Origin of the sequence: Micromonospora sp. NPDC005686 (assembly GCF_042871665.1) — a bacterium.
Classification (GTDB): domain Bacteria; phylum Actinomycetota; class Actinomycetes; order Mycobacteriales; family Micromonosporaceae; genus Micromonospora.
Genome location: NZ_JBIAIY010000008.1, coordinates 251697 through 265653 on the forward strand (window position 1 = coordinate 251697; position 13957 = coordinate 265653).

Here is a 13957-nt window from a genome sequence, read left to right on the forward strand (position 1 = left end):
GTCTCAGCCGGTCGCGCCCTGCCCGGTGACCCGGAGGCCTCCGGTACGCCGCAGCTTCTGCCAGCCCAGCCGGCCGCCGGTGAGCGCGGTGCCGACCGCCTGGAGCAGCACCAGGTACATCACCTGGCGGTAGACGAACTGCTGCAGGGGCAGCACCCAGAGCACGCCGAGCTTCTCCCGGTCCAGCCGGAAGGCCAGCACCGCGGTGAGGAACTGGAGCGCCAGCATCGCCAGCCAGGCCACCACCGTGTCGCTGCGGTCCAGGAAGACCAGCCCGTAGACGGCGAGCAGGTCGATCACCGGGGCGGCGAGCGGCAGCAGCACGCCGAACAGGGTCAGGAACGACAGGCACCGGCGGCCGAAGCGGCCCGACGGACCGCTCTGCGTCACCGAGCGCCGGTGCTTCCACATCGCCTGCATGGTGCCGTAGCTCCACCGGTAGCGCTGCTTCCACAACTGGCCGATCGTGGTCGGCGCCTCGGTCCAGGCGCGGGCGCTCTCCTCGTACACGATGTGCCAGCCGGCCCGGCCGATGGCGATGGTGACGTCGGTGTCCTCGGCCAGCGTGTCGTCGGGCATGCCGCCGGCCTGCTCCAGCGCCTGACGCCGGAACGCGCCGATCGCCCCGGGGACGGTGGGCATGCAGCGCAGCGTCTCGTAGAGGCGGCGGTCGAGGTTGAAGCCGATGACGTACTCGATGTGCTGCCACTTGGCGATCAGGCCGCGGCGGTTGCCGACCTTGACGTTGCCGGCGACCACGCCCACCCGGGGGTCGGCGAACGGCTGGACCAGCCGGCGGACCGAGTCCGGCTCGAAGATCGTGTCGCCGTCGACCATGACGATCAGGTCGTGCCGGGCCAGCGCGACGCCCGTGTTCAACGCGCTGGGCTTGCCGCCGTTGGGCTTGCGCACGACCCGGACGTTCGGCAGGCGCAGCGCCGCCACGAGGTCGGCGGTGCCGTCGGTCGAGCCGTCGTCGACCACCACCACCTCGATGCCGCCGGGGTGGTCACCCAGGGCCAGCGAGCGGACCGCCGCGGCGATGCCCTCCCGCTCGTTGTACGCGGGCACGATCACCGAGACCGGCTCGGTGACCGGTGGACCCCACGACCAGTCGCGGCGACGGCGGCGGCGCGCGTGCCGTGGCGCCACGACGAACAGCAGCAGCGCCCGGCCCACAGTGAGCACGCCGACGAGCAGGAAGAAGACGCCGAGCACTCCGAACATGCCGTCGGCCACGCGTACCGCGCCGACCAGCATGTGCCCCCGCCACCGCTCGCCGAGCGGGGCCGCCGTCTGCCCGCCGACCGGGCCGGAGACGCCGGCCGCCGCGAATGTCTGGTTGAGCCCCTCGCTGACTGTGGTGAAGCGGTAGCCGCGTTCCAGCATCATCGGGATGTACCGGTCCAGCGCGGCCACGGTGCCGGACCGGTCGCCGCCCGAGTCGTGCCAGAGCGCGACGGTGCCGGCCGTGCCGGCCGGCGTCGCGTTGGCGACCATCTCCTCGACCGGGGGACGTTCCCAGTCCCGGCTGTCGACGTCGTTGACCACTGTGAGGTAGCCCAGCTGACCCGCCTGCCGCAGCATCGGCCAGTCCCGGTCGCTGTAGGCGTCCGCGCGGGACGAGTACGGGAAGCGCAGCAGCGACGGGCGGACACCTGTGGTGCTGGCGACGGCGAGCTGGGTCTGCGCGTACTCCAGTTCCCGCCGCCACTCCGGCAGCGCGGCCAGGTCGGGGTGGGTGAATGTGTGCACGCCCAGTTCGTGGCCCTCGGCCACCAGCCGGCGGGTCACGTCCGGGTTGCGGACGACCTGCGAGCCGATGACGAAGAAGGTGCCCTTCACCTGGTACTTGTCCAGGACGCGCAGCACCTCGGGCGTCCAGCGGGGGTCGGGCCCGTCGTCGAAGGTGAGCGCGACGGTACGTGCCGGCAGGCGGTGCGACTGGGTCCGGCCCTCGGGGCTGACGTTGACGATCGGGCCGCCCCCGATCACCGAGCTGGGGACCTCCCGCTGGCTGCCGGGCTTCACCCGGTTGTCGGGCACGAACGCGGCGTTCGTGTACGCCTCGACGAACAGCAGGCCGGCCAGGATCACCATGACCATGACGACCAGGGTCCAGCTCGGCCGGGGCAGCAGACGCCGGCGGGAGCGGCGCGGGCCGGTGATCCGCCGGGCGTCCAGGACGACTGTGGGCTCGTCGTCCGGCCGCGCTCCGGCCCGGTGCCGGCGGACGGCGTGCACGTGTCGGGCGTCGAGCGGAACGGTGGGCTGGTCACCTGTCGGCTGCCGGGCGGGCGCCTGGTCAGTCATCGGCGGGCGCGGCCGGCGCGACGGGATCGGCGGGCGGGTCGACGGCGGGCGGCGGATCGACAACCGGCGGCGGCACCCCGGCGGTGGGGGCGGTGGGCGGCGCGGTGGTGGCCGGCGCGGGGCGGGTGACTGTGGGCGCGCTCGGGGCGCTCCGGGTCGGCCGTGCGGACCGAGGGCTCGGCGGGACCGTGCCGCCGGGGGTGACGGAGGGGACCGGCGCCCGCGCCGGGGCGGTACGGATGCCGGCAGGGGTGTCCGGCGTGGGGCGGGTGACAGCGGGTGCCGGCGACGCGGGTGGCTTCGGCGACGGCAGCCGCTGCTCGGTGGTCTCCTCGACGAACGGGATCACGGTGGCCGGGGTGATCGGCCCACCGGCGAAGCTGACCCCGACCATGATCGTGTAGATCACACCCGCCGCGCCGGCGCAGTAGGCGAGACGACGCAGCCGCCGGCGTCGCCGCCCGCTGGGGTCGACGAAGACGGGGGGCGATTCCGGTACGACGGGAATCAGCGCGGTCGGGCCTTCCACGCGACCAAGTGTAGATGCGAAAAATTTCCGCCTTCTCCCCCGGCTAGCCGGTATGACCAGGCAGAACAGGCAACACTGACCGCGATCTTGTAGGTTGGGTGCCGTGGCGCGCAGCGTGTACCTGACCGGCGTTGGTTCGGGTGGGGGAAAATCGACAGTGGCGCTCGGGCTGGCCGAGCTGTTGTCCCGACAGGTGGAACGGATAGGCGCGTTCCGGCCGCTCGTCGCCGGCGACGGCGCCGACCCGATCCTCGCCCTGCTCACCGAGCGCTACCGGATGGAACTGCCGGTCGACGAGCTGTACGGCGCCACGTACGCCGAGGCGAGCGCGCTCGTCGCGGACGGCCGGCGGGAGGAGCTGATCTCCCGGATCGTCACCCGCTACCGGGAGGTCGAGCGGCGCTGCCCGGCGATAGTGGTGGTCGGCAGCGACTTCGCCTACGGCGACGGCACCGGCCCGCGCGAGCTGGCCTTCAACGCCCGGCTGGCGACCGAGTTCGGCAGCGTCGTGGTGCCCGTGGTGGACGGGTTCGGGCAGACGCCCGACACGATCGCGGCGGCGTTGCGTGGCGCGTACCACGATCTGGTCGACCTCGGCGCGACGGTGATCGCGGCGCTGGCCAACCGCGTGCCGGAGCCGATGACGCTGCCCGAGCTGCCGGTGCCCGCGTACGCGATCCCGGAGGTGCCGACCGTGTCTGCGCCGACGGTGGCCGAGGTGTCGGCGGCGCTGCGCGGCACGGTGCTCACCGGCGACGAGACCGCGCTCGACCGCGACGTGCTCGACTACGTGGTGGGCGCGGCGCACGTGCCGACGCTGCTGGACCACCTCACCGACGGGGCGCTGGTGATCACCCCGGGCGACCGGGCGGACCTGCTGGTGGCCGCCGGCGCCGCGCACGTGGCCGGGCAGGTGTCGCTGGCCGGGCTGGTGCTCACGCTCGGCGAGCAGCCCGACCCGCGCGCGATGCGGCTGGTCGAACGGATGAACACCGGGCTGCCCGTGCTGTCGGTGCCGAGCGACAGCTACGACACGGTGTCCGCGTCCAGCCGGATCGAGGGTCGCCCCAGCACCGCCAACCCGCGCAAGGTCGAGGCCGCGCTCGGCGCGTTCGAGCGCTGCGTGGACACCGACGACCTGGCCCGCCGGCTGCGGGTCAGCCGCTCCGCGCGGGTCACCCCGCTGATGTTCGAGAACGACCTGATCGACCGGGCCCGCGCCCAGCGCCGCCGGCTCGTGCTGCCCGAGGGCGCCGACGAGCGGATCCTGCGCGCGACGGAGGTGCTGCTGCGCCGGGGCGTCGCCGAACTCACACTGCTCGGCCGCCCGGACGAGATCGCCCGGCGGACCCGGGAACTGGGCGTCGACCTCGGTGACGCCCAGGTCGTCGACCCGCTGACGAGTCCGTGGCGGGACGAGTTCGCCGAGGCGTACGCGCGGTTGCGCGCCCACCGGGGCGTCACCGTCGAGCTGGCGCACGACATCGTGGCGCAGCCCAACTACTTCGGCACGATGATGGTGCAGACCGGCCACGCCGACGGCATGGTCTCCGGCGCCACCCACACCACTGCCGCCACCATCCGGCCCGCGTTCGAGATCATCCGGACCGTGCCCGGCGTCTCCGTCGCCTCCAGCGTCTTCTTCATGCTGCTCGCCGACCGGGTGCTGGTGTACGGCGACTGCGCCGTCAACCCCGACCCGGACGCCGACCAGCTCGCCGACATCGCCATCTCGTCGGCCGACACGGCGGCCCGGTTCGGCATCGAGCCGCGGGTGGCGATGCTGTCGTACTCCACCGGCAGCTCCGGCTCCGGCGCCGACGTGGAGAAGGTCGCAGCGGCCACCGCGCTCGTCCGGGAACGCCGGCCCGGCCTGCTCGTCGAGGGGCCGATCCAGTACGACGCGGCGATCGACCCGCAGGTGGCGGCCACCAAGCTGCCGGACAGCCCGGTCGCCGGGCAGGCCACCGTGTTCATCTTCCCGGACCTGAACACCGGCAACAACACGTACAAGGCGGTGCAGCGGTCGGCCGGGGCGGTGGCGGTCGGGCCGGTCATGCAGGGCCTGCGCCGGCCGGTGAACGACCTGTCCCGGGGCGCTACCGTTCCGGACATCGTCAACACGGTGGCGATCACCGCCATCCAGGCCGCCGTGGAGGCGTCGGAATGAGCCGCATCCTGGTCCTCAACAGCGGATCCTCGTCGGTCAAGTACCGGCTGTACGACGGCGACGACGTCCTGGACAAGGGCACTGTCGAGCGGATCGGCGAACCGGGCGGCGGGCCGGCCGACCACGAGAGCGCGGTCCGGGAGATCATCGGCCGGCTCGACCTGACCGGGCTGGCCGGCGTCGGTCACCGGGTGGTGCACGGCGGGCGGAAGTTCAGCGCGCCGGTACGCGTCGACGACGCTGTCGTCACCGCGATCGAGGATCTCGTGCCGCTGGCCCCGCTGCACAACCCGGCCAACCTCGCCGGCATCCGGGTCGCACTGGAGGCGCTGCCGGACACCCCGCAGGTGGCGGTCTTCGACACCGCGTTCCACCACACGCTGCCCGAGGCCGCCGCCACGTACGCGATCGACAAGGACACCGCCGAGCGCTACGGCGTACGCCGCTACGGCTTCCACGGCACCTCGCACGCGTACGTCTCGCGTCGCGTCGCCGACCTGCTCGACCGCCCGTACGACGAGATCAACACCATCACGCTGCACCTGGGCAACGGGGCGAGCGCGTGTGCCGTACAGGGCGGGCGCAGCGTGGCCACCTCGATGGGCATGTCCCCGCTGGAGGGCCTGGTGATGGGCACCCGCAGCGGCGACCTCGACCCGACCGTCATCTTCCACCTGCGCCGCGAGGGCGGCATGGTCGTGGACGACATCGACGACCTGCTCAACCACCGCAGCGGCCTGCTCGGGCTGACCGGCGTCAACGACATGCGGGAGGTACTGGCCCGCCGCGACGCCGGTGACCCGGACGCGACGCTGGCGTTCGACGTCTACTGCCGCCGGATCACCGGCTACGTGGGCGCGTACTACGCGCTGCTCGGCCGGGTCGACGCGATCGCCTTCACCGCCGGGGTCGGGGAGCACGCCGCACCGGTCCGTGCCGCGTCGCTGGCCGGGCTGGAGCGGCTGGGCATCGCCGTCGACCCGGCGCGCAACGACGGCCGGGGCGACCGGGTCGTCTCCCCGGACGGCGCGGAGGTGGCGGTGCTCGTGGTCGGCACCGACGAGGAGCGGGAGATCGCCCGCGAGACCCGTGAGGTGCTCGCCGCCGACCGCTGACCGCGGCGGCAAGCAGGAGGCCGACGGGCCCTGGCGGCTAGCGGAGAGCCAGCCAGACGACCAGGGCGACGACCACCACGACGGCGACGGCGACGCCTGCGATCAGGGGCAGGCGCGACGGACGTGACGCCGCCGCAGCCGGCTCGGGCGTGTTGACGAAGGCACGGAACTGCGCCGTGTTGCCGCTCGGGTCCGTCTGGTTCTCAGCCATGGGCGTGACCCTAGCGAAGCCCGCCGACCGGCACCGTCCCGCCGGGCCGGTGTCGTGCCGGCCGTCCGGTCGCGCGCGGATCCGGTCCGGCCGGTGGAGGCACGGCCCGGCCGGACGGCGGGCGCGGATGGCCCGTCCGGCCGCCTACCGTGCAGGTGTGAGGGGACTACGGCTGGTCGCCGTGCTGACGACGGCGCTGCTGGCCGGCTGCGGCACGGCCGCCCCTGCCCCCGACCCGGCCCCGGCCGGCATCCGGCCCGCGCCGGACCGCCCGTACGCGGTCGGGATGCGACAGTTCACGCTCGACCCGCACGGCATCCGGCCGCTGCCGGTCACCGTCTGGTACCCGGCCGACCTGCCGGGCATGCCGCCGGACACGGTCAGACCGCCGCGCACACCCGTCTCGACCGGTTCCGCTGCCGTCGCGCCCGGTCGCGCACGAGCCGCGATCGGTCGATCGGGCGCCACCTCGGCCGTGCCGCCCGGCCCGTCCGCCGGCCCGGTTCCCGCCGGCTCCGGCCACGCCGTACCGGACGGCCCTCGCCCGGAGAGCGGACCGCGCGTCCGGCCGGGCGCGCCGTTCGCGGCCGGCCGGTTCCCGGTGGTCCTCTACAGCCACGGCCTGCGCAGCCTGCCCGCCCTGCACGCGGCGCTGACCAGCCGCTGGGCCGCCGCCGGCTTCGTGGTGGTCGCGCCCACGTATCCGCGTACGAACCAGCGCGCCCGCAACTTCACCCGCGAGGACGTACGCAACCAGCCCGCCGACGCCTGGCGGCTGGTCCGCCACCTGGTCCGGCTGGGCGCCCGTCCCGGGGACCCGCTCGGGGCGCACATGGCGGTGGACCGGTTCGCCGCCGCCGGGCACTCGGCCGGCGGTCACACCACGCTCGGCATGTTCGCCTCCGGGCACCCGTCCCCGTTGCGGGCCGGAATCGTGATCGCCGGTGGCCGGATGGTCGCCGGCCTCTCCCGGCCGCTCGCGCCGATGCTGTTCGTGCACGGAAGCGCCGACCGGATCGTGCCGGAGTCGATCGGCCGGGCCGCGTACGCCCGCTGTCTCGGGCCGGCCGCCTTCCTGAGCCTGACCGGTCAGGGCCACGGCGAGTACCTGACGCCGGGGCGGCCGGGCTTCGCCCAGGTGCTGACCAGCACCACCGACTTCCTGCGCTGGACGCTCTACGCCGACCGCGAGGCCCTGCACCGCCTCCCCACCGGCGCGACCGCGCCGGACACCACCACCTTCACGACCCGCTCCCTCCCCACCTGACGCACCGCCGTCCCTCCCCCTCCATCATGAAGTTGATGGGACAATCCGGACATCCGGCGCCGCCAACCCATTGATCGACCGGGTGTGGGCGGGAGGGGGAGAGCGACCGGTAGCGTGCGCGGGGTGGACGGGTTGGAGGGGCGGCAACTGGGCGCGATCCGGGAGGTCGTCGGCGTCAGCCGCGCCGGTGGGATCGAGGTGTGGCTGCGCGGCGGCTGGGCGATGGACTTGCACCTCGGCGAGGTGACCCGGCCGCACGTCGACGTCGACTGGTACTGCTGGCGGCGCGACGCCGAACCGCTGGCCGACCGGCTCGGCGCGCTCGGCTGGCGGCCCGACCCCCGCATGCCGCCGGCCACACAGCTCGACCTGCTCCGCGGCGACGTCGAGCTGAGCTTCGCGTACCTGGACCTGGACGCGGACGGCCGGGTCGTCGTCGGCGCCGGACCGTGGGCCGGCACCCCCCTGCCCGACGGGATGCTGGGCGGCCCGCCCGGGCGGATCGGCGCGCTGTCGGCGCCGGTGATCAGCGCTGCCGCTCAGATCGAGTTCAAGGAGATGTTCCCGGTCTGGATGCCGGAGCGCCCCCGCCGGGCCAAGGACGCCGCCGACCTGGCCCGTCTCCGGGCGTCAACGGGCGGTCACCCGCTGCGCTGACCGGGACTGGTGGCCGGGATCGCGAGGCACAATCGAGTCCATGCGCCGTCGTCCCGCCGCCCTCGTCACCGCCGCTCTGCTCTCCGCCGCCCTCACCGGCTGCTCGGAGCGGCCGGCCACCCCCGCCGAGCGGCCCACTCCCGACACCCCGCCGACGACGAGCTCAGCCGCCCCGCAGGTGCCCGCCGGCAAGGCGCCCGCGGAGCGCTTCGCGGTCGGCGTACGCCAGGTGAAGCTGAACCGCGACGGCGACCGGCCGCTGCCGGTGACGCTCTGGTACCCGGCGGCGGGCGCCGCCGGTGGCGCGGTCGAGCGCTCCGCCCCGGCAGCGGACGGGAAGTTCCCGGTGGTGCTGTTCAGCCACGGGCTGGGTGCCCGGCCGGAGGACTACCAGGCGCTGCTGACCCGCTGGGTGGCTGCCGGTTTCGTGGTCGCCGCGCCACGTTTCCCGCACACCTCGCGGGGCGGCGACGGAAACCCGCTGGACGTGCTCAACCAGCCGGCCGACGTGTCGTACGTGCTGACCCGGGTGCTCGCGCTCGGTGAGAAGGCGGGCGACCCGCTGCGCGGCCGGCTGGACCCGGAGCGGGTGGCCGCGACCGGGCACAGCGCCGGCGGCGTGACCACTATCGGGTTGTTCACCGCGAGCCGGGACGAGCGACTGGACGCGGGCATCGTCTTCGCCGGCACCGCCCTCGGCGTGGGCACCGCGTTCGCCGGCGCCGCCGCGCCGCAGTTGTTCGTGCACGGCGAGGCCGACGAGGTGGTGTCGTACGCGGCGGGCAAGGCCGTGTACGACGCGGTGCCGTGGCCGAAGGCGATGCTCAGCCTGCCCAAGGGTGACCACGGCCGGGCACTGCTCGGCGACGGCAAGGCGATCGGCGTGGTCGCCGACACCACTGTCGAGTTCCTCCGCTGGACGCTCTACGGCGACCCGGCGGCGAAGAAGCGCCTGCCCGCCGACGCGACCCGGGGCGGCCTGGCCACCCTCGACGACCGCCTGTGAGGAAGGGCCCCTTACTCCGTAGAGAAGCGGCCCTCCCTCACAAGCGGTCCACCTCAGGCGGTGTGGTCGACGACCACCTTGCCGAAGACGTCGCCGGAGTGCAGCCGGGCGAACGCCTCGGAGATCTCGCTGAACGGCACCACCCGGTCGACCACCGGGCGCACCTCGTGCTCCGCGCAGAAGGCGAGCAGCTCGGTCAGCTCGCCCGGCGTGCCCATCGAGGTGCCGAGGATCTCCAGCTGCATGGCGAAGACCCGGCGCAGGTTGACCTTCGGCTCGTGCCCGGCGGTGGCGCCGGAGACCACGATCCGGGCCATCGGGGCGGCCGACTTCAGCGAGTGGTCGAAGGTGGCCGCGCCGACCGTCTCGACCACCACGTCGACCCGTTCCGGCAGCCGCGCGCCGGGCTCCAGCGCGGTCGCGCCCAGCTCGGTGATCCGCTCCCGCTTGGCCGCGTCGCGGCTGGTCGCGTACACCCGCTTGCCGAGCGCGACGCCGAGCGCGACCGCCGCGGTGGCCACGCCACCGCCGGCGCCCTGGACCAGCACCGACTCGCCGTCGGCGACCCGGCCCTTGGTGGTCAGCATCCGCCAGGCGGTGAGCCAGGCCGTGGGCAGGCACGCCGCGTCGGTCGCCGACAGGCCGTCGGGCAGCGGCAGCAGGTTCATCCGGGGTACGGCGACAAGCTCGGCGAACGTGCCCTGGTAGTGCTCGGAGAGGATGGAGACCCCGCGCGGGTCACCCGGGGTGGGCACGACCGGGTAGATGACCACCTCGTTTCCGTCCGGGTCGGTGCCGACCGCGTCGCAGCCGAGGATCATCGGAAGCTGGTCGGCCGTCAGGCCCACGCCGCGCAGCGACCAGAGGTCGTGGTGGTTCAGCGAGCTGGCCCGGACCCGCACGGTGACCCAGTCGTCCTGCTGGTGGGTCGGCTCGGGGCGGTCGCCGACGGCGAGCGCGGCGAGCGGGTTGTCGGGGTCGAAGGCCGAGGCGAAGGCAGCACGCATGATCGGCACGGTAACAAGCTGAGCAGCAGTTAAGAAGGGCCCTTCCGCCGCCGGAGGCGTGGAGAAGGGCCCTTCCCTACCTCTCAGCGGCGGGCGACCCCGTCGCGGCGGGCGGCCTCCGCGACCGCCTCGGCGACCGCCGGGGCGACTCGCGGGTCCAGCGGCGAGGGCACGATCGCGTCGGCGGTCAGCGACTCGGCCACCACGCCGGCGATGGCGTCGGCGGCGGCCACCTTCATCGAGTCGGTGATCCGGGTGGCCCCGGCGTCCAGCGCGCCCCGGAAGACGCCGGGGAACGCGAGCACGTTGTTGATCTGGTTCGGGTAGTCGCTGCGCCCGGTGGCGACAACCGCCACGTGCCGGGCGGCCACCTCGGGGTGCACCTCGGGGGTGGGGTTGGCCAGCGCGAACACGATGCCGCCGGGGGCCATGCCGGCCACCGCCGCCTCCGGGATCTGGCCGCCGGAGACGCCCACGAGCACGTCCGCGTCGCGCAGCGCCTCGGTGATGTCGCCCTGCCGGCCCTCGGCGTTGGTGATCTCGGCCAGCTCGGCCTTGGTGCCGGTCAGCTCGCGGTGCCGGCCGATGATGCCGCGCGAGTCGCACACCACCACCCGGTCCGGGTCGACGCCACCGGCGATCAGCATCTTGGTGACCGCCACCCCGGCCGCGCCCGCGCCGCTGACCGCCACCCGCAGGTCGCCGAGCTTGCGGTTGAGCAGCGTCGCGGCGTTGCGCAGCGCGGCGAGCACCACGATCGCGGTGCCGTGCTGGTCGTCGTGGAAGACCGGGATGTCCAGCGCCTCGTCGAGCCGGCGCTCCACCTCGAAGCAGCGCGGGGCGCTGATGTCCTCCAGATTGATGCCGCCGAACGAGGGCGCGAGCGCCTTGACCGTCGCGACGATCTCGTCCACGTCCTGGGTGTCCAGGCAGACCGGCACCGCGTCCACGCCGCCGAACTGCTTGAACAGCACCGCCTTGCCCTCCATCACGGGCATCGCGGCGCGCGGGCCGATGTTGCCCAGACCGAGTACGGCGGAGCCGTCGGTGACCACGGCGACGGTGTGCGACACCCAGGTGTAGGTGTCGACGAGCGCGGGGTCGGCGGCGATCGCCTCACACACCCGGGCGACACCCGGGGTGTACGCGAGGGAGAGGTCCTCGCGGCTGGTCAGCGGCACGGTGGAGGCGACTGCCATCTTGCCGCCCACGTGCAGGCGGAAGACGGGATCGGCGGGGTCCGGGGTGGACGAAGACATGGTGACTCCAGGATCTGTCGAGCAGACGGACCGGCCGGCGTGGTCAGCGCTGGTCAGCGACCGTCGGCGCGGCGGTGCGGGGGTCACCCGGGCACTTTTCGAGCATAGTCACGCTTCGGCACCCAGTATGTGAGCGGGGTCATATCCGCTCCGGTCGTCACCGTCCCCTGACCCGTCCCGGACGCGGCCACCAGCGTGCCACCACCCGGCCCCGGACGTCGGCCACGCCGTACGCCCGGGAGTCGTCGGTGACGAACTCGTTGTCGCCGCGCAACCACCATCCGCCGTCGCGGGGTTCCACCGCCCGCTTGACGACGAGCAGGTCGGGACGGCTGCGGAACACCGCGACGACGACGTCCCCGGGGCGTACCGGCCGGCCTCCGGTGCGGACCAGCACCGCGTCGCCGTGACGCAGGGTCGGGGACATGGACGGGCCGGTCACCAGCACCGGCACCAGCGGGCCGCGCAGAGCCGGAGGTTCACCGGTGGGCGTCATGTCACCTCCCAGCCCCGGAAGGCGTCTCCAGGAGTAATGTCGTCTTGGATCATCGCAAACAACCCATGGAGGACCCTGATGCGCCTTCCCCGCATCCTCACGCCCCGGGTGACGGCCAGCGCTCACTGCGACCTGCCCTGCGGCGTATACGACCCGGCCCAGGCCCGGATCGAGGCCGAGTCGGTCAAAATGATCTGCGAGAAGTACCAGGCCAACACCGACCCGGAGTTCCGTACCCGCGCCATCCTGATCAAGGAGCAGCGTGCGGAGCTGGTCAAGCACCACCTGTGGGTGCTCTGGACCGACTACTTCAAGGCGCCGCACTTCGAGAAGTACCCGCACCTGCACCAGCTGTTCAACGAGGCCACCAAGCTGGCCGGCGCAGCCGGCGCCAAGGGTGGCACCGACCCGGCGAAGGCCGACGAGCTGCTGGCGAAGATCGACGAGATCTCGAAGATCTTCTGGGAGACCAAGCAGGCGTGACGTCGTCGCCCGACGGCACTCCGACGATCCGGCCGGTACGTCCCGAGGACGTACCGGCCGTCGTCGTCATGGTGCACGAACTCGCCGAGTACGAGCGCGCCCCCGAGCAGTGCCACCTCACCTCCGAGCAGCTCGACGCGGCCCTGTTCGGCCCCTCCCCGGCGCTGTACGGCCACGTCGCCGTCGACGCGTCCGGCCGGCCGGTCGGTTTCGCGCTCTGGTTCCTCAACTTCTCCACCTGGGCCGGCGTGCACGGCATCTACCTGGAGGACCTCTACGTCCGCCCGGCCGCCCGAGGCACCGGCGCGGGCCGGATGCTGCTCGCCACGCTCGCCGCGATATGCGTCGAGCGCGGCTACCAGCGGCTGGAGTGGTGGATGATCCACTGGAACCCGGCGGCCCGTTTCTACGCCGCGATCGGCGCCACGCCGATGGACGAGTGGACCCCGTACCGCCTGGCCGGGCCGGCGTTGCGCGAGCTCGCCACGCACGCGACGGCCGCGCCCACGCGGCCCGCCCCCTGACCGGGTAGAGTTCCGCTCCGGGGGGAGGAGCCGTGACTCAACTGACCGGGCACCCGACGACCGACGACGACGTCGTCCATCTCACCGTGCCCGCCGACGGTGGTTACCTCGGCGTGCTCCGCACCGCCACGGCCGGCCTCGCGGCCCGGCTCCAGTTCGCCCTGGACGAGATCGAGGATCTGCGTATCGCCGTCGACGAGGCGTGCGCCATGCTGCTCGCCATCGCCACCCGCGACGCCGAGTTGGAGTGCCGGTTCGCGGTCACCGAGGACGCGCTCGCCGTCGAGGTGACGGTGCCGACGGTCCGGGGCGCCACGCTCCCGTCCGAGTCGTCGTTCGCGTGGAAGGTGCTGACGGCACTGACCACCGGGGCGAACGCCCACGCGTCCGGCGGCCGGGCCACCATCTCGCTGCTGACCCGCCGCGCCGGCGGCTACTGACCGGCTCGGCCCGGTCCTCGCCTGCCGACAGGGGCCGGACCGAGGCGGATCGCGTTCAGCGGGCCGGCTCGCCGAAGCCCAGCGCGCGGTTGGTCGGACCGCTCACCAGCAGCCCGACCATGCCGATCCCGAGCGCGATCAACGGCACCCCGAGCCAGCCCATCCCGCCCTCGATCATGAACCAGCCGACCGGCAGCAGCATGAGCTGGAGCACGATGGCCGGTGCGCGGGCTCCGGCCCGGCGGCGGGACAGCGCGCCGCCGAGCGCCCAGAGCGCCACCGCGCCGCCGACGGCGAAGACGGTCACCAGCAGCGCCGAGGTCAGATCCGTCGTCTCGGCGGTGAGGTCGGACCAGATGAGCCACACCGCGATCAGCCCCAGCGCCACCGCCTGGGCACGTAGCAGGAGCACCGCCGCGCGCAGCGTGCCGGGGAGCGGGTCGGAGTCGATCGTCACGGCCGCCACGATACCGGTGGGTA

At 73.7% G+C, this 13957-nt stretch carries 15 protein-coding genes; 8 read left to right on the plus strand and 7 right to left on the minus strand.

Going from position 1 to position 13957, the window contains the following annotated elements; all coding sequences use genetic code 11:
• Positions 1–3: 3 nt before the first annotated feature.
• Both ACFYON_RS20100 and ACFYON_RS20105 read right to left on the minus strand, forming a co-directional pair.
• Positions 4–2313: a bifunctional polysaccharide deacetylase/glycosyltransferase family 2 protein gene (locus ACFYON_RS20100; protein ID WP_355094463.1), complete on the minus strand. Its 2310-nt coding sequence runs from the start codon at positions 2311–2313 to the stop codon at positions 4–6.
• Positions 2306–2842: a hypothetical protein gene (locus ACFYON_RS20105; protein WP_357708251.1), complete on the minus strand. Its 537-nt coding sequence runs from the start codon at positions 2840–2842 to the stop codon at positions 2306–2308. The genes ACFYON_RS20100 and ACFYON_RS20105 overlap by 8 nt, the downstream gene beginning before the upstream one ends.
• Positions 2843–2936: 94 nt before the next feature.
• Between ACFYON_RS20105 and pta the strand changes: the two genes are divergently transcribed.
• Positions 2937–5012, plus strand: coding sequence for a phosphate acetyltransferase (gene pta, locus ACFYON_RS20110; protein WP_355094967.1), 2076 nt, complete (start codon positions 2937–2939; stop codon positions 5010–5012).
• The gene (locus ACFYON_RS20115; protein ID WP_355094970.1) at positions 5009–6127 is read left to right on the plus strand and encodes an acetate kinase; all 1119 of its coding nucleotides are present in this window, start codon (positions 5009–5011) and stop codon (positions 6125–6127) included. Before pta ends, ACFYON_RS20115 begins: the two co-directional genes overlap by 4 nt.
• Positions 6128–6164: 37 nt before the next feature.
• On the opposite strand, the gene ACFYON_RS20120 is transcribed toward ACFYON_RS20115, so the two are convergent.
• Positions 6165–6338: a hypothetical protein gene (locus ACFYON_RS20120; protein WP_354871509.1), complete on the minus strand. Its 174-nt coding sequence runs from the start codon at positions 6336–6338 to the stop codon at positions 6165–6167.
• Between the two features lie 157 nt (positions 6339–6495).
• On the opposite strand from ACFYON_RS20120, the gene ACFYON_RS20125 reads away from it, so the two are divergent.
• The 3 genes from ACFYON_RS20125 (at position 6496) to ACFYON_RS20135 (ending at position 9268) form a co-directional block, all read left to right on the plus strand.
• Positions 6496–7605 carry an alpha/beta hydrolase gene (locus tag ACFYON_RS20125; RefSeq protein WP_354871511.1) on the plus strand — a complete coding sequence of 370 codons (1110 nt, stop codon included), beginning with the start codon at positions 6496–6498 and terminating at the stop codon, positions 7603–7605.
• 123 nt (positions 7606–7728) lie between these two features.
• Positions 7729–8262: a nucleotidyltransferase domain-containing protein gene (locus ACFYON_RS20130; RefSeq protein ID WP_354871513.1), complete on the plus strand. Its 534-nt coding sequence runs from the start codon at positions 7729–7731 to the stop codon at positions 8260–8262.
• 40 nt (positions 8263–8302) lie between these two features.
• Positions 8303–9268, plus strand: a complete 966-nt coding sequence (locus tag ACFYON_RS20135) for a chlorophyllase (RefSeq protein WP_354871516.1) — start codon at positions 8303–8305, stop codon at positions 9266–9268.
• A gap of 53 nt (positions 9269–9321) precedes the next feature.
• Here the strand turns inward: ACFYON_RS20135 and ACFYON_RS20140 are convergent, their stop codons facing one another.
• The 3 genes from ACFYON_RS20140 to ACFYON_RS20150 all read right to left on the minus strand — a co-directional run bounded on the left by ACFYON_RS20140 (position 9322) and on the right by ACFYON_RS20150 (position 12030).
• A complete protein-coding gene (locus ACFYON_RS20140) occupies positions 9322–10275 on the minus strand; it encodes a zinc-binding dehydrogenase (RefSeq protein WP_354871518.1) in 954 nt (317 codons plus the stop codon).
• Between the two features lie 83 nt (positions 10276–10358).
• The gene (locus tag ACFYON_RS20145; RefSeq protein WP_354871520.1) at positions 10359–11534 is read right to left on the minus strand and encodes an NADP-dependent malic enzyme; all 1176 of its coding nucleotides are present in this window, start codon (positions 11532–11534) and stop codon (positions 10359–10361) included.
• A 157-nt stretch (positions 11535–11691) separates the two neighbouring features.
• A complete protein-coding gene (locus ACFYON_RS20150) occupies positions 11692–12030 on the minus strand; it encodes a S24 family peptidase (protein ID WP_354871523.1) in 339 nt (112 codons plus the stop codon).
• Positions 12031–12108: 78 nt separating this feature from the next.
• Here ACFYON_RS20150 and sodN point away from each other — a divergent pair, with 78 nt between their 5' ends.
• From sodN to ACFYON_RS20165, 3 genes are all read left to right on the plus strand, one after another.
• Positions 12109–12513: a superoxide dismutase, Ni gene (gene sodN, locus ACFYON_RS20155; protein WP_013288353.1), complete on the plus strand. Its 405-nt coding sequence runs from the start codon at positions 12109–12111 to the stop codon at positions 12511–12513.
• A 68-nt stretch (positions 12514–12581) separates the two neighbouring features.
• Complete coding sequence (locus ACFYON_RS20160; RefSeq protein ID WP_354871708.1) at positions 12582–13037, plus strand: GNAT family N-acetyltransferase; 456 nt, start codon at positions 12582–12584, stop codon at positions 13035–13037.
• A 32-nt stretch (positions 13038–13069) separates the two neighbouring features.
• Positions 13070–13477 (plus strand): ATP-binding protein, encoded by a 408-nt coding sequence (locus ACFYON_RS20165; RefSeq protein ID WP_354871527.1) that lies wholly within the window; start codon positions 13070–13072, stop codon positions 13475–13477.
• Between the two features lie 55 nt (positions 13478–13532).
• Here ACFYON_RS20165 and ACFYON_RS20170 read toward each other — a convergent pair whose 3' ends face one another.
• Positions 13533–13934: a hypothetical protein gene (locus ACFYON_RS20170; RefSeq protein WP_354871529.1), complete on the minus strand. Its 402-nt coding sequence runs from the start codon at positions 13932–13934 to the stop codon at positions 13533–13535.
• Positions 13935–13957 lie beyond the last annotated feature (23 nt).